Origin of the sequence: Sutcliffiella horikoshii, from assembly GCF_019931755.1 — a bacterium.
Classification (GTDB): domain Bacteria; phylum Bacillota; class Bacilli; order Bacillales; family Bacillaceae_I; genus Sutcliffiella_A; species Sutcliffiella_A horikoshii_E.
This window is the reverse complement of the sequence record NZ_CP082918.1, coordinates 1101047-1120917: the sequence shown is the minus strand read 5'-3', so window position 1 is coordinate 1120917 and position 19871 is coordinate 1101047. Positions and strand designations below refer to the sequence as shown.

Annotated in this window: 21 protein-coding genes and 1 riboswitch; of the genes, 6 read left to right on the top strand and 15 right to left on the bottom strand. The window is 39.2% G+C overall.

Annotated elements, in window-relative coordinates; genetic code table 11:
* Positions 1-6 precede the first annotated feature (6 nt).
* Both K7887_RS05805 and K7887_RS05800 read right to left on the bottom strand, forming a co-directional pair.
* Positions 7-960, bottom strand: a complete 954-nt coding sequence (locus K7887_RS05805) for a calcium/sodium antiporter (RefSeq protein ID WP_223492602.1) — start codon at positions 958-960, stop codon at positions 7-9.
* 39 nt (positions 961-999) lie between these two features.
* The gene (locus K7887_RS05800; protein WP_223492601.1) at positions 1000-1731 is read right to left on the bottom strand and encodes a DUF3784 domain-containing protein; all 732 of its coding nucleotides are present in this window, start codon (positions 1729-1731) and stop codon (positions 1000-1002) included.
* Positions 1732-1878: 147 nt separating this feature from the next.
* Here K7887_RS05800 and K7887_RS05795 point away from each other — a divergent pair, with 147 nt between their 5' ends.
* Positions 1879-2244 (top strand): hypothetical protein, encoded by a 366-nt coding sequence (locus tag K7887_RS05795; RefSeq protein ID WP_223492600.1) that lies wholly within the window; start codon positions 1879-1881, stop codon positions 2242-2244.
* Positions 2245-2721: 477 nt separating this feature from the next.
* Here the strand turns inward: K7887_RS05795 and K7887_RS05790 are convergent, their stop codons facing one another.
* The gene (locus K7887_RS05790; RefSeq protein ID WP_223492599.1) at positions 2722-3435 is read right to left on the bottom strand and encodes a TVP38/TMEM64 family protein; all 714 of its coding nucleotides are present in this window, start codon (positions 3433-3435) and stop codon (positions 2722-2724) included.
* 270 nt (positions 3436-3705) lie between these two features.
* Positions 3706-3855, top strand: a riboswitch (cyclic di-AMP (ydaO/yuaA leader).
* A 119-nt stretch (positions 3856-3974) separates the two neighbouring features.
* Here K7887_RS05790 and K7887_RS05785 point away from each other — a divergent pair.
* A complete protein-coding gene (locus K7887_RS05785; protein ID WP_223492598.1) occupies positions 3975-4631 on the top strand; it encodes a potassium channel family protein in 657 nt (218 codons plus the stop codon).
* A 2-nt stretch (positions 4632-4633) separates the two neighbouring features.
* Positions 4634-5956: a TrkH family potassium uptake protein gene (locus K7887_RS05780; RefSeq protein WP_223492597.1), complete on the top strand. Its 1323-nt coding sequence runs from the start codon at positions 4634-4636 to the stop codon at positions 5954-5956.
* 39 nt (positions 5957-5995) lie between these two features.
* Here K7887_RS05780 and K7887_RS05775 read toward each other — a convergent pair whose 3' ends face one another.
* The 7 genes from K7887_RS05775 to K7887_RS05745 form a co-directional block, all read right to left on the bottom strand.
* Positions 5996-6475: a hypothetical protein gene (locus tag K7887_RS05775; RefSeq protein WP_223492596.1), complete on the bottom strand. Its 480-nt coding sequence runs from the start codon at positions 6473-6475 to the stop codon at positions 5996-5998.
* A gap of 148 nt (positions 6476-6623) precedes the next feature.
* Positions 6624-7259 (bottom strand): FMN-dependent NADH-azoreductase, encoded by a 636-nt coding sequence (locus K7887_RS05770; protein ID WP_010198619.1) that lies wholly within the window; start codon positions 7257-7259, stop codon positions 6624-6626.
* Positions 7260-7862: 603 nt separating this feature from the next.
* Entirely contained in the window at positions 7863-8012 is a 150-nt protein-coding gene (locus K7887_RS05765; protein ID WP_223492595.1) for a hypothetical protein, read from the bottom strand.
* A 175-nt stretch (positions 8013-8187) separates the two neighbouring features.
* Positions 8188-9426, bottom strand: a complete 1239-nt coding sequence (locus K7887_RS05760; protein ID WP_223492594.1) for a DUF4825 domain-containing protein — start codon at positions 9424-9426, stop codon at positions 8188-8190.
* Positions 9419-9943 carry an RNA polymerase sigma factor gene (locus tag K7887_RS05755; RefSeq protein ID WP_223492593.1) on the bottom strand — a complete coding sequence of 175 codons (525 nt, stop codon included), beginning with the start codon at positions 9941-9943 and terminating at the stop codon, positions 9419-9421. Before K7887_RS05755 ends, K7887_RS05760 begins: the two co-directional genes overlap by 8 nt.
* A 110-nt stretch (positions 9944-10053) precedes the next feature.
* Positions 10054-10695: a protein kinase family protein gene (locus tag K7887_RS05750; RefSeq protein ID WP_223492592.1), complete on the bottom strand. Its 642-nt coding sequence runs from the start codon at positions 10693-10695 to the stop codon at positions 10054-10056.
* Positions 10696-10722: 27 nt separating this feature from the next.
* Positions 10723-11160, bottom strand: coding sequence for a DUF6376 family protein (locus K7887_RS05745; protein ID WP_223492591.1), 438 nt, complete (start codon positions 11158-11160; stop codon positions 10723-10725).
* A gap of 518 nt (positions 11161-11678) precedes the next feature.
* Between K7887_RS05745 and K7887_RS05740 the strand changes: the two genes are divergently transcribed.
* Both K7887_RS05740 and K7887_RS05735 read left to right on the top strand, forming a co-directional pair.
* Positions 11679-11984 (top strand): PadR family transcriptional regulator, encoded by a 306-nt coding sequence (locus K7887_RS05740; RefSeq protein WP_223492590.1) that lies wholly within the window; start codon positions 11679-11681, stop codon positions 11982-11984.
* Between the two features lie 14 nt (positions 11985-11998).
* A complete protein-coding gene (locus tag K7887_RS05735) occupies positions 11999-13186 on the top strand; it encodes a chromate transporter (RefSeq protein ID WP_223492589.1) in 1188 nt (395 codons plus the stop codon).
* A 40-nt stretch (positions 13187-13226) separates the two neighbouring features.
* Here the strand turns inward: K7887_RS05735 and K7887_RS05730 are convergent, their stop codons facing one another.
* The 5 genes from K7887_RS05730 to K7887_RS05710 all read right to left on the bottom strand — a co-directional run bounded on the left by K7887_RS05730 (position 13227) and on the right by K7887_RS05710 (position 18993).
* On the bottom strand, positions 13227-13673 hold the full coding sequence (locus K7887_RS05730; protein WP_223492588.1) for a ferritin family protein: 447 nt from the start codon (positions 13671-13673) through the stop codon (positions 13227-13229).
* Between the two features lie 142 nt (positions 13674-13815).
* On the bottom strand, positions 13816-15318 hold the full coding sequence (locus K7887_RS05725; RefSeq protein WP_223492587.1) for a phytoene desaturase family protein: 1503 nt from the start codon (positions 15316-15318) through the stop codon (positions 13816-13818).
* A 129-nt stretch (positions 15319-15447) separates the two neighbouring features.
* Positions 15448-17316: a PTS fructose transporter subunit IIABC gene (locus K7887_RS05720; protein WP_223492586.1), complete on the bottom strand. Its 1869-nt coding sequence runs from the start codon at positions 17314-17316 to the stop codon at positions 15448-15450.
* Positions 17317-17330: 14 nt separating this feature from the next.
* On the bottom strand, positions 17331-18242 hold the full coding sequence (pfkB, locus tag K7887_RS05715) for a 1-phosphofructokinase (protein WP_223492585.1): 912 nt from the start codon (positions 18240-18242) through the stop codon (positions 17331-17333).
* A gap of 4 nt (positions 18243-18246) precedes the next feature.
* Positions 18247-18993 carry a DeoR/GlpR family DNA-binding transcription regulator gene (locus tag K7887_RS05710; protein WP_223492584.1) on the bottom strand — a complete coding sequence of 249 codons (747 nt, stop codon included), beginning with the start codon at positions 18991-18993 and terminating at the stop codon, positions 18247-18249.
* Between the two features lie 265 nt (positions 18994-19258).
* On the opposite strand from K7887_RS05710, the gene K7887_RS05705 reads away from it, so the two are divergent.
* A complete protein-coding gene (locus K7887_RS05705) occupies positions 19259-19855 on the top strand; it encodes an MEDS domain-containing protein (RefSeq protein WP_223492583.1) in 597 nt (198 codons plus the stop codon).
* Positions 19856-19871: the final 16 nt, after the last annotated feature.

Here is a 19871-nt window from a genome sequence, read left to right as displayed (position 1 = left end):
TAAACCTCAATTTCTTATAATGATAAATACTAAATATAAGACGTAAGCTATAGCCAAAAAGGTTCCTTCTATTTTCCCAACTCGGAAATTTGTTCTTGAAAATACTAAGAGAATTACCGTTAACACTACTAACAAACCAATATCCACAAATATTTTGCTATTTACAGGTAGTGGAGTTATTAGGGAGGAAGTTCCCAATACAAATAAAATATTGAAAATATTACTACCTACGATATTACCCAGGGCAATTTCACTTTGTTTCTTGATTGCTGCCATAATAGAGGTAACAAGTTCTGGCAAGGAGGTACCAATTGCTACAATTGTCAATCCGACAAGTGTTTCACTCATACCTAATGACACAGCAATTTCCGTACTATTTCTTACCACTAATTCTCCACCGAATATAATGGCAGCTAACCCGATGATAGTCCAAAAAATGTTCTTTCCCCAAGTTGCTTTCTCTGAAGTTTCTTCTACAGGAATCTTATCACGATTATTTCTTGCGACTTCAAAAATATAATACATAAACACAGCGAAAATCAATAGAAAGATTAACCCATCGCTTCTAGTAAGCAAGTTTTCAGAAAAACCTTGCAGCGCAATATCACTGATTAACACAAGTAGGACAGCACTTCCTAACAAGGTAAAAGGTATTTCTTTTCTAATTGTTTCGCTCTCCACTTTTAATGGATTCAAAAGAGCAGTTAATCCAACTACAAGAGTAATGTTAAAGATATTACTTCCAATAACATTTCCCAGTGAAACTTCAGCACTTCCATCTAACGCTGCTAGAATACTTACTGTCGCTTCCGGCGAGCTTGTTCCAAATGCTACTATGGTCAATCCAATCAACAACGGGGAAATACGGAGGATCTTGGCAATGCTAGATGCACCATCCACAAACCAGTCGGCCCCTTTGATCAACAATGCAAATCCGACAACCAATAATAAATAGGTCATGATTTAATGTTCCCTTCTTGGAAAATTAAAGAATTAATACTATTCTGCTTTACCTGACTGCTCTACTAATTGATAATACCAATCTTTTGTTTTTTCTGCATCTTTTGCGTTAATGAAGATAGTATCATCATTTGTTTTTATTAATAAATAGGGCGAATGTCCTTTATAAATAAACAGCAGACTGCTTCCATAATCCTTGACCTTAAAGTGCCCTTTAGAGATGGATTGCATTCCATATCCATTTGTACGTAAAAGCACTTCCGGCATTTCCTCCACTAGGTCGACTTGTGTGATGTCTTCAAACCTCCATTCATCACCATAAACTCCACTTATCTCAAATGAATTTTCCTTCAAAGTTAATTCAGCCTCTTGAAAACCTAAGTAAGAAACGACAAATAAAAAACTAAATGTGACAACAGCAATAGATGTACTAATGATGTAGCTTTTTTTACGTTTTTTTGGCACCTCATATTTGGAAAGATATATGAATCCTCCCAACAATAGGACTACCATTACCCCTATTTGAACTTCCATAGCATAAGGGAAAGAAGTAAATAGTAAAGGAAGCATGATTAATAAGGCGATTGCTGTCCCAATGAGGAGCTTTCCTGTTTTTTGCGGATAGCCATTTTGAATCAATTCTTCTTGCTCTTCTTTAGGACGAGAACGAAAACTAGATATCAGCCCATATGCCTCCTTTTTTACGATAGCCCATCCAATTAATAAAAATATCAGCACGACCGTGAGTTGTATAAAAAATAATATCAACATTAATACTACCTCCCTTAACCTCTTCATTCTTTTCTATTCTTACGTTTTTTAAATTCTATAAGTTTCATATCTAAAATATCTTATTAGTAGCTCTATTTCATGAGTTGCTTAAAGGTCTGCCATTATTGATGAGGAAGGAGCATTAGTATGATACGAGTAGTCTATTATTATGTAATCTTGTTTATGACCTTGATGATGACCATCGGAGGAAGTGTCGCAGCTTTTATGGCAATTGCAGATATTGTTTCCCCTTCTAGCTATTATCAAACTTATAGCGAGTATAAGGAGATGAAGATTGCCAATAAAACAAAATATGATGAGTCAGGCAAACCGATTTCAGAGCCAGAAATTGATGATGACGAATTGCTTGCCGAATATAACACAGTTGTCTCTCAAGAGAAAGAACGTAACAGAGAAATGGCCTGGAATACATTGATTAAGAGTTTTGGATGGATTATCATCCCACTACCTATCTTTATTTTCTACCAACGCAAGGTTAGGCGGAACGAATAACTGATAAAACAAAACAAGAACCTGGCGGAATTTTCGCCAGGTTCTTTAAAAGTAAAAACCTCTGTTATTGGTTTATCGCCGCCGTTCCTTTCCGCAAATGGCTACGCTTTCCACGGGGCGACCTTGAGCCTCCTCGGCAAGCCTGCGGGGTCTCAACATTGCCGCTACTTCCCCGTAGGAGTCTCCGCAATTTGCTCCAATACACAGCTAGAAGTTACGCAAAAAAAACGTTATTGATTTTTCAATAACTCGGTTAGATATCTTTTCTGACTTTATGGTGAATGAAGCTACCTTGTTGATTGGAGTGGAAGGCGCGCAGACGCCCGCGGGAGGAAGGGACAGGTGAGACCCCGCAACGGAGTGAGGAGGCTCACGGACCGCCCGCAGGCAAGCGAAGCGCCTGGAACGGAAATCAACAGTATTGTATACTTTCTTATCCTTAGACAAAAAGACCGGGCGAAATTGCCCGGTCTTTGTTTAGCCGCCTCTTACTTTTCTTTTCTCATTTTCTCCTAAACCGCTTTTCTTTTTAAGATATCGGTACAGATATATACTCGGCAGTATAGCAACCAATAATGCAACAAGCATATAGCCCTCAATGTCTGCTGATAATAACCCGTTAGCTACAAAACTTAGTAATAATAAATAAAGTGCATTTCCGATAAAGGTAGCTGTCAGAAAGGGCATTAACCTGATGGAACTCACACCACCTGTTATATTTATTAAGCTAGATGGAACAAATGGGATCAATCGCAATAATAAAACGAAAAAAACACCATTCTGCTCCAACTTTTCTAGATATGATTTTTTAACCTTGTTGATAAGGAGCGATTGGAACCAATAACGAAAGACGACGAAAGCGACCAGTGCGCCAATTAAGCTTGTAGCAAGACTCCATATATACCCGCATACCAGTCCAAACAAAGCAATATTAATAACTATTATCCCTACAATCGGGATGAGCGTAAACAGGTTCTGAATTAGCATTAAGGAGAAGGTTAGTAATAATAAGAAATATATTTCCTCTTCTAACATCAATTGAATTTGTTCAATATCACCACTCTTAAAAATGGAAAACCACTCTGTTTGAACAACCCATATTAATGAACATACTACTAGTATGAAGGTTAATATCCTCCAAATTTTATGAGTGTGTATGAATGCTCCCTCCCTTGCCTGGTTTCTAGTCATATTTATCTACTGATTTCTACCATATACATGTTTTTATGTGAATATGAGCAATTAATTATAAGTATCGCCTTTTTTACTGAAGTGCTTTACATAATTATAGCAATTTTATCTTAATAAAGTACTATCTTACACTCTCCATATAAATTATTTTTTTGATAAGGACATTTTTCTGCCATAGTTCAAGTTGAAAACGCTTTACATGTTTTTTACAAATTATCTATTGACGAAGTTAAAAAAGGGGAGTAAATTAAGTATCATCATTCTATACATTTTAACCTATTGCTTAATCTTTACAGAGCGGGGGAACCATACTGATATCCTGATAATTTTCGGAATATCTTGGGGTGAATTGCACTTATGCGAAGAGGACTCTCATCCTCTAACCCGACAGCTAACCTCGTAAGCGTATTGAGAGAAGGGTCTGATTGTTATAAAGGAGACCATTCTTTGAGTTGCAAAGATGGTCTCTTTCTGCGTTCTTATCCCTGATCTAAAGATCACACCAAGAAAACCTATTTTTTTAGAGAGAAGGAATAAACATGAAGAAGCAATTTGTTGTCATTGGATTGGGCCGGTTCGGAGGCAGCATCGTTGAGGAATTCTCCACACTTGGGGTAGATGTACTCGCTATAGACAAAGACGAAGACAACATCAACAAAATAAGCGAATATGCTACACATGCTGTTCAGGCCAATGCAACAGACGAAGCCACACTTAATTCCCTAGGAATCCGCAATTTCGATCATGCTATTGTCTCCATGGGGGATGACATTGAATCAAGTATTCTTACAAGTCTGCTTCTAAAGGAAATGGGCATTAAACAAGTGTGGGTAAAAGCTACAAATAAATACCACCAAAAAGTATTGGAGAAAATCGGTGTGGACAGAATTATCCAGCCCGAACGGGATATGGCTAAAAGAGTTGCCCACCATGTCGTTTCAGATAAAATCTTTGACTACATTGAACTTTCCAATAACCATAGTATAGTTGAACTTTTTGCATCGAAAAAAGTAAGTAATAAAAGTCTGACTGATTTAGATTTACGAGCAAAGTATGGTTGTACATTAATAGGCATCCAAAGAGATGGGGATATCATTATTTCACCTCCTGCAGATGAAATTATTCGCCAAGGGGATTTGTTAATTATTCTCGGCCGTAACGAAGACATCCACCGATTTGAAGATGTGGGAATCTAACCATGTGGCGCCGTCCTTTTATTAAACTCAGTCCGCCGCAACTATTGATTGTTGTATTCATTTTTTTCGGATTTTTAGGGACGTTATTATTGAAATTGCCGGTTTCCACTACTGAATCCATCACACTGGTTGATGCCCTATTCACTGCTACATCTGCCATGACAGTCACAGGGCTTGCTGTAGTGGATACCGGAACCGCATACACCTTGTTTGGCCAAATTGTCATCTTGTTTCTTATACAAGTAGGCGGAATTGGTATTATGACATTCGCCGTCTTAATTTTTATCATGTTAGGAAAAAAAATTGGCTTTCAGGAAAGGTTGATATTACAACAGGCACTCAATCAAACATCCGTCGGGGGAATCATCTTACTGGTCAGAAGAATTATTATATTCTCTTTCCTTATTGAAGGAATAGCGGTATTACTGTTGTCCTATCGATGGATTCCTGAGTACGGGTGGTGGGACGGCTTTTACTATAGTGTGTTTCATGCCATTTCCGCATTCAACAACGCCGGTTTTTCCATTTGGCCAGATAGCTTGATGCAATATGTGGGGGATCCTGTTGTAAACATTGTGGTTTCTTTTCTTTTCATTATTGGGGGGATAGGATTTACCGTTTTGACAGATCTGTGGTACACAAAAGAATTTCGCAGACTTACCCTTCATACAAAGATTATGCTATTTGGAACATTGGGGATCAATATACTTGCGATGTTTGTGTTCTTTGTTTTGGAATACTTCAACCCTAGTACTCTAGGAAATTTCACCTTAATTGAAAAGATTTGGGCTTCTTATTTTCAAGCGGTAACAACTCGAACTGCCGGTTTTAATACAATAGATATCGGAGCCATGGAAACTGCCTCTATTATGTGGACACTTCTTCTTATGTTTATAGGAGCAGGAAGTACTTCAACAGGTGGGGGAATCAAATTAACAACGTTCATCATTATCATTTTGGCTGTGAACACTTTCATAAAAGGTAAACACGAAATTGTCATTTTCAATCGTTCTATACATCAAAACTATGTATTAAAAGCTCTTGCGATTTCAACCATTAGTATTTTATTTATTTTCTTCTCATTGTTCATCTTGACGATAACCGAACAAGCAGAATTTCTATTATTATTATTTGAAGTGATTTCCGCATTTGGTACGGTGGGATTATCCATGGGGATTACCGGGGATTTAACAGATATCGGTAAATGCGTGATTGTTTTCATCATGTTGCTTGGAAAACTGGGACCGTTGACATTGGCCTATTCCTTAGCAAAACCGAAACCTTCCAAGGTAAGATATCCAAACGAGGACTTACTTACTGGATAATAGTTAAGGCTCCCATGTATAGAAGGGAGCCTTAATCATTTAATAGTACCGCTTACGGAATCCTTCTTCCATTAAGTACTGCTTTGCCTCATTATAAGAAGGAAATGTTCCGTCTAGATTTTTTCCGGCATACACATTCCACATATCGTCTTCCTGCACCACATGCAAAGAATGTCCTTCATCATTTGCCCAACGCTCTTCCTCAAATGCTTCTGTATCAAGGTCTGTCTCTACTTCATAGTCTCGACCTAACAACTCAATCGACTTATTGATAAGTTCACGTAGTTCATCCTCACCAAACTCACGAATATTCACCATTCCTTTATCGTCAGTCTTATAGCCTTTGATTCCTTTGGCATAAACAAACCCATTGCCATTTGGGTGCAAGTGATAGACTACATTTTTCTTATCGCTTTGACTTTCTTCATATTGAAAGTTTACCCGTTTCAGAGATACGTCTTTTCTTGTTAGTTGTGGGAATGATTCTATAATTTCAAGCTTTTGTTCAAAAGTTAGCATATTGCCTCCATGTTATGTAAAGATTCTTTTCGGTACATTATAGCATTGGACGTGATTGAAGGAAAGGAACGTTCGTTGAAGGTTGGTGAAATTTGAGGTGTGGTTGATAAATCACCGGGCAGCTTACCAGCCACCCGGTTCATCATTCTTAGAAAGTGTGTGCTTTATCCTTAGCTCGCGCTATAGCGTCTGCTTTAATTTCATCTGCTTTATCAGGCATTGCTGCATGACCTTCTACAAACAATCCTTCAAAAGATGGTACACCAAAGAATTGCATAAGCACCGTCAAGTAACGATGTCCCATTTCCATACCGGCCGCTGGTCCTTCTGAATAGATCCCCCCGCGAGCTTGAATATGGATTGCTTTTTTGTCTGTCAATAATCCAACCGGACCTTCCGCTGTGTACTTGAACGTTTTACCTGCAACAGCAACGGAATCAAGATATGCCTTCATTACTGGAGGGAAGGAGAAATTCCAAAGTGGTGTTACAAACACATATTTATCTGCTCCGATAAACTGTTCCGTTAACTCGGACAATCGGCTGACTTTTCCTTTTTCTTCTTCAGAAAGTTCTTCAAAACCTTTGCCTGTTTGCAATTTTCCCCATCCACTGAATACATCTGCATCAATATGCGGGATATGTTCTTTGTATAGATCTACATGAACTATTTCATCTGATGGGTTCGCCTCTTTGTACGTGTCAATGAATGCTTTTCCTACTGCCATACTGTAGGATAATGTGTCATCATGTGGATGTGCTGTGATGTATAAAACTTTTGCCATGTTGTATCTTTCCTCTCTTTGTTTGAAGTAATTTATTATAGTTTGCTACCAAAAGGCATAACTTACCAACTATCTTGAATTAAATTATTATTAATTCGAGATAATGATATTAAATCTACAACTATTTTGCAAGTAACTTGCTTACTAAAGAGTAAAATCGCTTACGACACGTCCTAAGTAAGATTTTAATTTCTTGGGACGTTTCTTTTCGCGAAGCTTTTTGGCCGGGTCTTGCTTTTGCGCTTCATCTTTGACATTTCAATGAATTGTCATTGTCACCAAGGTCTTCATCACGGCCATGAGGACCTTTCTCTTCCTTTTTCCTCGTCACTCAGGTCTTCATCGTGGCCATGAGAACCTCTCTTTTCCTTTTTCCTCGTCACTCAGGTCTTCATCGTGGCCATGAGGACCTCTCTCTTCCTTTTTCCTCGTCACTCAGGTCTTCATCGTGGCCATGAGGACCTCTCTTTTCCTTTTTCCTCGTCACTCAGGTCTTCATCCCTACGAACAAGAATTACACTGAAGACTATTCAAACATTCCATTATTTTATAATTACTTAAACAACAAAAAAAGATCTGATAACAGATCTTTTCATAATACACTTATTCTTCATTATGTAGGATATATGGATTACCGCCAATATTCTTTCTCATATCGTCAGTCAGTACAAATGACTCATTCAGATCCCCGGTTACTTTCTCTTTCAAATCAGCTTGAACACTGCCATCATAATGATTTGGTTTTCCTTCCAATTACAACACCCCCTACAATAGTATGGTTAGTTTATACAACTATTGTACTACTTTATTCTATCTTTTAATAGATGTTTTTGGGAGTAATAGAAAAATCCGCCATTTATTTCTAACTTTTTTCTAAATCGATGTAAAAAGAGCAACCGTCATAAACAGTTGCTCTTTTATACATACATTATTCACCTATTAAATAATCATTAATTTCCAATTCTTCCCCAGAAAGAAGTGCGGAATCATAGTCCAAATGAACAAATTCATAGCTCTCATCAATTAGTGGAACAAATTGAAATTCAAATAACAACGTATCTCCTGCTTGATATTCATCGGAAAGATTCCCGTCAAAAATCATAATGTGTGATTGCTGTGGTGCAAAGGTAAACGTAGTTTGATTGGATGTACCGTCATATTCTATACTTTGAAGTTCACCGCTGACTTTTATGGTTTCCCACATTTCAAAGTTTCTTGCCACCTGAACCTGTTCTCCCCACCCTTTATCGTAAAACTCATACAACATATCGCTAAAAGAATAAAAGTCCTCTTTCCCTCCGGCCTTAATGGAAGGAGTGTGCATGTCAGATGGGACAAGATATTTTTTACCATTTACTTCTACATACTCTTTGGAAGATGTCACCACTTGTTCAGGATCATTAGATAACGCATTAGAAACCCTTATTTTCTCCATAAAATCTTGTACCTTTTCTTCATTTTGTAGTGTCTTTTCCATAACTTCTTCTTTCCATAAATCTTTATTATCTGCAAACTCTTTTACGTCACGTCCATATAATTCATCAATTTGCTGTCTAGTTAATGTATATTCTCTTTTTTCCCCATAATAATCAATATCGAATGTAACATAGTCTCCATTTGTGAAAAATGTAAAATAAGTTGTTGCATTAAATATAATGGTCCACGGAAGATTGGTAACATGAAATACTTCTTTATCAAAACCTTTAGCAGAGGTATCTTCTGTCACTTTATAGTGCATGTGGATTCCCATTGGCAGCTCTTCATTAGTTTGTAGTTCCATTCCGTTTGCATAGTATTTGCCAGGCAACACTTGACCGTGATATTTTCCGAGCGCACCATTGTTGCCAATAAATGCCCTGTCAGCATCTATTTGGTCATGCACTTCGATAGAATCTAAGTAAGAAACATAATTCTCATAATATTTCTCCTCTGGCGCAGAGGACCTCGGAGCTTCCCCTTCATTACCTGTGAATAGGATAAAGGAGAATAATGCTATTGCAAGGACACTGACCGTCAACAATGCTGCCGACCTTACTTTCGGCAACCATTCTACACGCGTCTCCTCTTCGTTATTTTCCATGATGGATTGATGTAATACATTCTTCGTTTCTTCTCTTAGTTTTGGCTTGGGCAATGTTTGAAGCTTTTTATCCAATTCCTTACTCAACTACATTCCCTCCCAACTTTTTTTGCAGGGCCGATTTTGCACGATGAAGTGTAGAACGAACCTTATTTTCGGTCCAACCCATAGCAGCAGCGGTTTCTTGTACAGATAACTCTTTAATGCTCCTCATGATAAGCACTTCCTGATAAGATTCTTTTAAGGTCCTAATCGCGTTTAATAATTCCTTTTGCTCTTCTGAGACAAAGTACAATTGTTCCGGTGTATCTTTTTCCGTGCTCTCTGGAACTGTTCCGTTTTCAAACTGTAACAGCCATTTCCATTTATCACGTTTCTGTTTTCGATGGGCATCTATAGCAATATTCCTTGCTATGCTATAAAGCCATGTTTTTGGTGATGCTTCCCCCTTATAACGATCCAGGTTGTTTAGTGCACGTATAAACACTTCCTGTACTAAATCCTCTACATCATGGTGTTTCGAATTCAATCGGTAAAATAGAAATTGATAAATATCATCGCTATATAAATAAAACCATTCCGAAATGACTTGTTTATTGGACATCCTTTTCCCCCGTTTGTTGCAGTCTCTATATGTATAGACGATTCCTTTTTCATTTTATCGCAGTTTAAATAAAAAAAGAGCCCTTCCTTTTTTAGAGGAACGGCCCATACTTATGTGACAAATCTATTTAATAGGTTTCTTTTATAAAAGAAGGCAATCATCAATAAAAGCTTAGATGGTAACTTTCTAGGAAATATCCTCTTTTTATAATATTTATAATAACCTCTTTTTAAATCATCCCATTGAGAACACCGTTTAACCTGCTCGAAACGCACAACATCAATAAGCTTCACTTTTCCATCAGAGGTGATTAGTATATTATGAAGATGGATGTCGGATGGGTTAAGACCTCTATTTTTTGCTAACAAAATAGCATGGTCTACTTCATCCAACACGTTTTCATCAATATGTTTTCCCTTCACTAAACATTCAAAAAGGGTCAACCCATCAATATAATCGATGACAATATAGTTTTCCCCTGATGCATGCATCACAGGGAAATAAGAAACGCCCTCTAACTTTTTATATATTTTAGCTTCTCTCTTGGCTAGATGTTCAAAAGGTGGATAGAACACTTTCAGCACTTTTTTTGTATTCTTAAGCTTAAAAACATACGCACTTCGTCCAGATCCAGCCATAGTTAATTGCTTATCATTGTAAGATTCTACTGCAACGTTTTTCTGAGTTCGTTTAAAAACAACAGACTCCGCAAGTTGCTGATAAGACGTGTCTATTTCTGTACTTCCCCTCATCTGGAATCCCCTACTCTCCTGAAAACATTATGAACCTACTTCCTCCAATAAGTTCATCATAGTCGTCACTTCATTTATTAATGTGTATAGCTCCGAATCTTGCAGTTTCTCTAGTGCCACTTCCCCGTCCACCATAGCATTTTCAATCACATCTTTTATTGCTTGATTTTTATCTACAATCTGCTGATGTACACTTTCTGCTATAGCTGGCGCGTCCGTATTATTAAACTCGTCTATTTCAACAAGCATTTCATTTAGTCTTGTTTCTAATTCTTCCTTAGCATTGGAATCTGTAGCTGCTTCTTGGATCATTTGAGGTGCTTCCTCTCCAAAATTCTTCCAAGTGTTTATATGCTCCGTTGCATCATTGACGTATTCCAATGAACTATTAACTTCTTCTAACATAGAACAACCGCTTAATAGAATAGATGATAACAAAGTGAATGTGATGATCATTTTACGCATATAAACTCCTCCTATTTCTTCATTCGTTTTTTTACTTCTTTCATTACTACCGGCAGGACCTTTTTCTTTGCCAGGGTCACTCCCTTTTTCAACACTAATGCTTTAATGAATTTCTTAATCATCAATACGACCTCCCTATTTTTTATCCAAAAGAAAAAGACCTTTCACCGTAATGGCGAAAGGTCTCTGAATATTCTACAGACCTTTGCCAGACAAATAAAGCTGACAAAGGTCTCGCTAACAACGAATTGTTGCCAACAAAGCCGAGGATCATGTCCCGTAATGACGACTTTGCTGAATAAGCTACTCCCCTTTGGGATTAACGTAATTTTATTACCTTTATTCTAGCCCATAATGCTGAAAACGTCAACTTTTCAAAGAGTTTGTAAATGTTATGTAAAGTTTTTCGTTTCATATTGGGGGATAATAAAAAGTGTGATATATTAATATCGAAATTCGATATCGGGTTTCGTGACCTCGAAAAAACTTGCATCTTTGTAATAAAAGGAGGACTTGATTTGGAAGAAAGAGTGCTTAGGAAATTGTTCCTCGGATTTATTCAGATACATATTCTCCATCATGCAAAAGAACATCCGGTTTATGGTGCCTGGATGCTAGAAGAGTTACGCGAACATGGTTACTCTATCAGTGCTGGAACGTTGTATCCTATCTTGCATTCGATGGAAAAGGACGGTCTATTGCATAGGGAGGACCTAAAAGTTGAGGGGAAAATACGAAAGAATTATACCATCACAGAAAAAGGAAACCTCATTTTAAAAGAAGCAAGAAACAAAGCTTATGAGCTCTTTAAAGAAATTAATTAAAGAAGGTGATCAACATGAAGAAACCAAACAAATTAATGTCATTAATAGAAATTTTAATTGTATCAACAAGACTAGGGCTTACTTCTTTCGGTGGACCAGTAGCCCATCTCGGTTACTTTCATACCGAATATGTACGTCGCAGAAAATGGATGGATGAAAAAAGTTACGCTGATCTTGTAGCCTTATGTCAATTCTTGCCCGGACCTGCGAGCAGTCAGGTCGGAATAGGTATAGGCGTTATGCGAGCAGGAGTTCTTGGTGGCATTGTTTCCTTTTTAGGCTTTACGTTACCATCAGTTTTAGCATTAATTATTTTCGCAATCATCTTGCAGGGGTTTGACGTAGGTAATGCCGGATGGATTCATGGTTTGAAGATTGTCGCAGTAGCTGTTGTTGCTCATGCCATATTAGGGATGGCAAACAACCTTACTCCAGATCTAAAAAGAAAGGCTATCGCATTATTTGCACTAGTGATTACATTATTGTGGCAAACAGCATTCTCCCAAGTTGGAGTTATCCTCGTTGCCGCTGTCGTTGGCTTTATCTTATTTAGACAAAATATCACGGCAGATGATTCTCGTATGGAGTTTCCGATTTCCAAGCGCTTTGCGGTAATCTGTTTGACATTATTTTTCGGACTGCTTATTTTGTTGCCGATCCTGAGAGAAGCCACTTCGCTAAACTGGGTGGCACTGTTTGATAGTTTCTACCGTTCAGGATCCTTAGTATTCGGTGGAGGGCATGTGGTCCTTCCTTTACTAGAGCGCGAATTCGTGCCAACTGGATGGATTAGTGAAGAAGCATTTCTTGCTGGTTACGGTGCTGCCCAAGCAGTCCCAGGTCCATTATTTACATTCGCCGCTTATATCGGTGCTGTCATTGACGGGTGGAAGGGCGGTTTACTAGCAACATTCGCTATCTTCCTTCCTGCCTTCCTATTGATTCTTGGTACTTTGCCATTTTGGGATTCTTTACGTCGTAATTCCAAGGTGAAAGCAGCATTAATGGGAGTGAATGCTGCGGTTGTTGGAATTTTGATTTCTGCTTTCTACTTCCCAATTTGGACAAGTTCGATTTTAGCTCCAATTGATTTTGCCTTTGCAGCTATTTTGTTCAGCATGCTTGTCTACTGGAAGCTTCCACCTTGGATGATTGTATTAACAGGTGCCATTGGCGGTACTTTGATGGGATTGTTCCTATAACAAAAGCAACCGACCTCTCACGCGAGAAGTCGGTTGCTTTTTATCCTTTACTTTCCGTATAGAAATACAAAAACCATACCGCATGATTCTGCTCATCTGCCGCTGCCCTTTTGAACACTCTTCTAATATAAGGATTTTGTGTAGAATCGGCAATATCCAAATAAAACTCCACGGTTTCCTGTTCATCCTTCAATGATGCAACCAAACCCTCTTGGTAATTATCCTTACATTCTTCCGATATTTCAGGAGTGGCAGGTTTTCCAGTTAACGATTGATAGATTTGACTGAACGTATTATAGTGTTTGATTTCATCTTCTCTTATTTCCGTTATTCTCTTCTGAGTTTCCGCATCTGGTGCCATTTGGGCAAGCTTTTCGTAACAGGCAATGGCACTATATTCTCCATTAATGGCCCTGGAGATACTTTCTATTAAGTTTTCATCTTGCGGTGCCCTTGTATAATATGGATAATAATAGCCGTTCATCATGTTCCCCCCCCCTTTTCTTCAACAATTCCTTATACTCTATGATGCAATGTTTTTAATCATACCTGTTAATGTCTATACTAGTAGAACTGAACTCTAAGCCTTTTCCTAAGGTAATAATGTAAAAAGCACCCACAAGGCGAAATCACATGCCCTGACGTGGGTGCTTTCCTTTTATTGCATCCGCCACCATCCACCCACTTAAGCTGCTTCCTAATGAGCCCGCTCCTGGGAAAACGGTATCTCCACAAAACCATAGCCCTTCCACGCCAGAGTTCGGAGAGTAGCTTTTCAATAAACTATATTTCCCTGATGGAATATAGCCGCCTACCTTTCCATAAGCCCGTTGGGTATAACGCTTGAAAGTCACGGGAGTTCCCGCCATCTTCACATCAATATGGGAAGAGAAACTCGAAAACCTCTTATCAATAGAATCAATGATTGTCTCCATGTATTCTTCTTTCCTACTTTCATAGCTTTCCCTCTCCCACCACTTGCCGACATTGGTGTGAGTGGAAATAGTAATGGATCTTTTTCCGGTTGGAGCGAATCTCGTATCCCCCTCTTGTGACATGGAAAATAAGAACTGATTCCCTTCTGATAATGGAGAGTCATAGGAGGAGATAAACTGATGAAATGGGATGGAACTCGTTTCTGGCATCATAAACGAAGGTTCGGCTCCAATATAGAGAGTAAAGGCTCCCCAAGCATCCTTTTCCTTTTCTTTTGGTTCTTTGATAGGAAGGTTTCGATGCAACTCTGGCTCCAGCAAGGAAAATACATTATGAATTGGGGCATTCATTATTACTTGTTTCGTTCTGAATACCTGACCACGTTTCTTCATAACCGTCCAGACATCCCCCTGTTTGGCTATACTGACAACTTTATGACGCAGTCGCAGTTCTCCCCCTGAAGCCCGGTAGACTTCCGCTAATGCATGAATGATAGACGCCAAGCCTCCCTCCACATAAAAAGCGCCATTATGAAAAATACTTAATGCCATATATCCTAACAAGGAGGGACTAAAGGTTGCCGTCGTCTGAACACTATCCATCAGCTGACCATTGATAAATGTTAAAAACGGCTTATTTTTGGTCAAACCGTATTTGGATAGACGGTCTTGTACTGATTGAGTCAAGTAAGGTGCTAATCCTAGAAGTTTCACATCCATACTTTTTAGTAAATGAAAGTACTCTGATGCTGTGGATGGTGGAAAGATAGCGCGTTTTTCCACAAAATTCTGTAGTACATTTGATACCTTGAAGACTTCCTCAAAGAAGGAGAGAATACGTTCTTGATCTTGTTCAAATTTACTTGCGACCTCTTTATACCATCTCTCTTTATCAGAAAAATAAGTAACCGTCCGGTCAGGAAGGTACACATTCATTATTTCATTAAGTTTACTCATTGGGGGAATTGGCGCATCTAGCTCTTCAAAGAGTCTTTTTAACATACCACCCTCTTCAAAACCCATGCCTACTGTCGCGCCTGCACTGAACCGGTATCCCGCACGGTCAAATTTGCTCGCACATCCACCAAGCTCATTTGCGGCTTCAAGTGTCAATACATCGTAACCGGCTTTTGCAAGAAGCGCCGCTGCTGTCATTCCACCGAATCCCGTTCCGATAACGATTGCATCTTTAAGCATGCTTTTTCCTTCTTTCCTTTATGTATTATTTCTATTATATAGAATCTTACAGAAGTCTCTAACACTGGATGTGCTTGAAAGTTTATATAAAAAAAGCGATGAGATAACTCATCACTTTTTTCAATAAATTCACACAGCAACCCTCTTCTTCAGCAACCCGACCATTACCGCCGTCACAGCAGCTCCAATCAAGATAGCCAACACATACATAAATATTCCGCCAGTCACAATTGGAATAACAAAGATTCCACCATGAGGCGCAGGAAGGCCAATTCCAAATAACATGGCCAACCCCCCGGCAACTGCTGAACCTACCACCGCAGAAGGGATGACGCGTAACGGATCTGCTGCCGCAAACGGGATCGCCCCTTCTGTGATAAAGGAAGCTCCCATGACATAACATGTTTTTCCTGCTTCTTTTTCTTGTTTATTGAATTTATTTTTAAAGATTGTTGTAGCAAGTGCCAAACCAAGTGGGGGCACCATTCCCCCTGCCATGATAGCTGCATGCGGTGCGTAGTTCCCTGCATCAATCATGGCAATACCGAATGTGAAGGCCGCTTTATTAATTGGACCACCCATATCTATAGCCATCATCGCTCCCAAGATAATACCCAAAACAACTAAATTCCCAGACCCTAAACCACCTAGCCAAGACGTCAATCCTTGATTAAACGCTTTCAAAGGAGTCACCAGTTGCAGCATGATCATTCCTGTAAGAAAGATACCGAAAAGTGGATACAGCAGTACCGGCTTGATGCCTTCAAGTGAGGCTGGCAGCCCTCTAAACAATCTTTTCAAGCCCAAGACAAGATAACCTGCAAGGAAACCTGCAATCAGACCTCCAAGAAAACCTGCTTGACCTGTGTATGCAATCAATCCACCGACCATTCCTGCTGCAAACCCGGGACGGTCCGCAATACTCATCGCAATAAATCCTGCAAGCACAGGAATCATCAAATAAAAGGCATTCCCTCCACCAATTGTATTAAGAGCATCTGCAAACCAATGGTAACTTGGATCATCAGGATCTGCAGCATTGATACCGAACATGAAGGATATCGCAATCAGGATACCTCCTCCTACAACAAACGGCAGCATATTGGAAACACCGCTCATCAGGTGCTTATAGAAACCAGATCGACCCTTTTTCCTTTCTGAACTTGAGCTGCCTGATCCCTTGTAAGTTTCCCCTTCTCCAAGGCTTGCCTTTGATAAAAGTTCTTCTGGCTTGCGAATCGCTTGGGCCACAGGCACCTGAATGATCTTTTTGCCGTTAAACCGTTCCATTTCAACTTGTTTATCGGCAGCGACGATAATTCCGGACGCGTTATCTATCTCTTCTTGGGTCAGTTGATTTTTTACACCACTTGATCCATTCGTTTCCACCTTTAATGTTAAACCCAGCTCCTTCGCCTTCTGCTTTAACGCATCTGCCGCCATGTAGGTGTGAGCGATTCCAGTCGGACAGGCCGTTACTGCAAGAATCAACCCTTTGTCATCAGAAGTAGGAGCTGTTTGCATTTCTTCCTCTTTAAACAATTCCTTTTCCTTGTTATCTATTAATCTGATAACTTCCTCCTTAGACGGTGCTGCTAATAATGCATTGCGGAATTCACTATCCATCAACATGGAAGACAATCGAGATAAGGTTTCTAAATGTTCATTGTTGGCTCCAGCACTTGCTGCAATCATAAAAAACAGCTGACTTGGCTGACCGTCCAATGACTCGTAATCCACTCCATCCTTTGCCACACCAAAGGCAATCGCCGGAGTCTTCACCGCATCCGTTTTCGCATGTGGAATCGCTATTCCCTCACCGATTCCAGTCGTACTCTGTGCCTCCCTGGCAAGGATTGCTTCTTCATACTTCTGTTTGTCGGCTAGCTTACCGGCACGGTCCAATGAGTCAATCAATTCCTTAATTACATCAGATTTGTTGCTTGATCTTAATTGAAGTGTCACAGTATCTGTTGTCAGTAAATCTGTAATTTTCATGGTCCCTTCCCCCTTTATAACTTTTCTACCTCTACTAGATTTATTAGATTATAAACATCAGTTTTTTGACAAAGGTCATAGGAAAATGCCGTGGCACTTCCAGAAGCTATTCCGTATCGCAATGCTTCATCACTTTTCCCTGATTTCACATATCCCGCAAGGAAACCGGCGACAAGGGAGTCCCCTGCACCTACGGAATTTTTCACTTCCCCACGTGGCGCTTTTGCGAAATAAACACCTGATCTTGTGTAAAGAATTGCGCCTTCTCCAGCCATGGATACCACCACATTTTCAACACCTTGTTCATGTATCTTACCTGCGTAATGGATGACTTCACCTTGTGTTTGAATGGTGACACCAAACAGATCACCAAGTTCATGGTGGTTTGGTTTAATGAAAAAAGGTTTGTACGAAAGAAGTGATTTTAATGTTTGCCCTCCAGTATCCAGTACTACTTTTGCTTCATGTTGCTGACACTTTTGAATGAGTGTTTCATAAATGTCAGATGGAACTGTACTTGGAATGCTCCCGGCAAGCACGACGATATCTTCACTTGAAAGCTGATTCAGCTGCTGGAGCAAACGCTTAACTGCATCATCATCTACTAGCGGTCCGGTGCCATTGATTTCGGTTTCCATCCCGGCTTTCAGTTTTACATTGATACGCGAATGACCATCGACTTCTAGAAGCTTAACCGCCACTTGTTCCTCTATCAGCTTCTCTTTTATAAAATTACCGGTAAACCCTGCCGCATAGCCTAAAGCCATCGTATCTGCACCAAGCCTTTTTAACACTCTGGAAACATTGATTCCTTTCCCACCGGGGTAATAATTTGTTTTGGAAGCTCTATTTATGGTGCCTTCTACAAACCCTTCCACCTCCATTACATAATCAATAGAAGGATTTAATGTAATTGTATATATCATGAGTTCACACCTCTATCACAGTTGTTATATCTTTGAATGCTGCTGCAAGTACCTCTTCGCATTGATTGGTTATGAGCGTTCCTGATTGAAGTGGCGCAATTTTTGCAAATGCAACTTCATTGATCTTAGAGGAATCCGCGAGAATGAATGTTTCATTAGCAAGCTTCATTGCCAAATTCTTTATACTCGCCTCTTCAGGATCAGGAGTTGTATAACCAGTTTTTGGATGGACTCCATTTGCCCCAATGAAAGCTTTATCAAAATTGTACTCCAGCAAGGATTGACTAGCCTTGCTCCCGATAATTGCACCCGTTTTATTTTTCATAAAGCCTCCCACTATATAGGTGGTCAGTCCCTTTTCCATTAAAGACTGGATATGGGCAAACCCATTGGTAACAACCGTTATCTGTTTGTTTTCAAGATAAGGAATCATTTGAAAGGTAGTGGTCCCGGCATCGAGGAAGATACAATCGCCATCATTGACAAGATCAGCTCCCTTTTTGGCGATCATCTTCTTTTCATGCAAGTTAATGGACGCCTTCTCCAATATGCTTGGTTCCTCCCCCTTTTGATGAATTCTCGCAGCGCCACCGTGCACTCTTTTCAATTTATTCAGTTCCTCTAGCTGACTGAGATCGCGGCGGATTGTTGACTCTGATGCCCCTGTTACATCTACAAAATCCTGTAGCTTCACTACTTCATGCTTTTGAACTAATTCAAGTATTATTTGCTGTCGTTCTGGAGTTAACATGGAAATCACCTTTTCCTTTGGTCGTTTGTATGTAGTTACATTGTAATGTAAGCTCTTACAAAAATCAATCAAAAACAATCATAAACATTTAATATCAACCAAAAACCTTCAAATAAACAACGTTGGGACTATTTCAACCTCTTACCAATCAATTGAACCAGATTAGTGTTATACTTGTTAGGATATCCTCTAGAAAAAACATATATGGTGATTCATGACACAGTGCTCTCGGTTTCTATCCGAGGTAATGACGTAATGTTTATTTTTGGTTGAAATCAAATCTATTTTAGAGGTGAGACCAATTACTACTTTTACCATCCGTAATCTAGAGAATTTAAAAGAAGGTCATATATATTACCGTTTCAAAGAAAGAGACATCTATTTAAATCATTTATTTTCTTTTATAGATATGGGTATTAAGAGCGGAGATACTGTCCTGATTATCGAGAGTATGAAAAACCTCCCGAAAATTAATGAAGAGATCCAACAGCGCTTTAGCGAAGAACAAAGAGAATCCATTAGGATAGTCAATAATTTTGATTATTATTTTTCTGGCGGGGATTTTAATACCAAAACAATATTAGGGCATTTTGCAAAAGACGTTACATTATTAAGAAAAGATAACCGATCTGTTCGTACATGGGCTCATGTAGAATGGGCTTCAGACGAGCCTGATGCTGAGCAGCTTAAGGAATACGAAGCTTCATCTGATGATTTTGTCATTCAGCAAAGGATGATCTCTGTTTGCGCATATTCTTGCGACTCCTTGTCACCGGTGCTTCATTCAGCATTAGAACAGGTGCATAAATATGTTATGACAGATGATAGTTTTTCCATTTCGACATCATATAAAAAACCTTGAGGGCTCCATTCCCTCA